The organism is Hwanghaeella sp. 1Z406, assembly GCF_048892425.1.
In the GTDB taxonomy this organism is placed as follows: domain Bacteria; phylum Pseudomonadota; class Alphaproteobacteria; order UBA8366; family Aestuariispiraceae; genus Pacificispira.
Window position 1 is genome coordinate 1 of record NZ_JBLZHU010000055.1, and the last position, 280, is coordinate 280.

The 280-nt window shown below is 50.7% G+C and carries 1 protein-coding gene; it reads right to left on the bottom strand.

The genetic code is table 11. The annotated features are described in order from the left end of the window. A partial coding sequence (locus tag ACOSDR_RS20325) for an uL14 family ribosomal protein (protein ID WP_420732362.1) occupies window positions 1–206 on the bottom strand: 206 nt, incomplete at its 3' end. Window positions 207–280: the final 74 nt, after the last annotated feature.

A 280-nucleotide genomic window follows, 5' to 3' on the forward strand; every position in this document is an offset into this window, starting at 1 on the left:
CCATCTTTTCTTCGATATGACTTTCGTTGTCGAATTACCACTGCTGGATGTACCTTTTTCCTTAGTTCTGGTTTGCCTTTCTTAACTGTGGCCATCACCATGTCCCCAACACCAGCAGCAGGAAGTCTGTTCAGCCGTCCCTTGATTCCCTTCACAGAGATGATATACAAGTTTTTAGCTCCTGTGTTGTCTGCACAGTTGATCACAGCTCCGACCGGAAGACCCAGGGAAATCCGGACTTTCGCCCCGGAGGACCCACCGCGTCCTCGCTTCGACCTCT